Origin of the sequence: Pseudomonas sp. NMI760_13 (genome assembly GCF_021283245.1) — a bacterium.
GTDB lineage: Bacteria > Pseudomonadota > Gammaproteobacteria > Pseudomonadales > Pseudomonadaceae > Aquipseudomonas > Aquipseudomonas peradeniyensis.
Genome location: NZ_JAJSRC010000098.1, coordinates 1 through 443, shown reverse-complemented (window position 1 = coordinate 443; position 443 = coordinate 1). Strand labels below are relative to the sequence as shown.

The following is a 443-nucleotide window of genomic DNA, read 5'->3' as shown; positions in this document are numbered from 1 at the left end:
CATCACGATGTCATCGCGTCGTTCATCAACATCAACACCCTGCTGTACTCGACCGCCTGGATCGCCTTCGCCAACGACCCCTGGCCCAAGCCCGTGCTGGACCAGTACAAGCACGCCATCGCGAACAACGACCCCGAGCTCACCAGCCGCTTCCTCGCACTCGACCTGAAAGCGGCCCGCGAAGCGCCCGCCAGTGTGGGCCGGGCCATGCGCGCAGACCGCCTGCAACTCGACGAGGTCCTGGAATACGCCGTGCCCAGCACCGGCCCCTTCACCAGCGTCCATGGCTTCTACCCTCGCCTTGAGCGCCTGGCGGCCACGCGCACGTACATCGCTGCCCTGATACAACGCGAAGAGCTCGCCGACGGCGTGCTCGCGCTGACGGTGCCAGACCCCGTCGGCATGGTCCAGGAGTGCAACGCGCAACGCCTCGCCTGGGTCCA

Annotated in this window: 1 pseudogene; it reads left to right on the top strand. The window is 66.8% G+C overall.

Annotated elements, in window-relative coordinates:
• Positions 1–443 (top strand): annotated as a pseudogene (locus LU671_RS29345) (T6SS effector BTH_I2691 family protein); the annotation flags it as partial.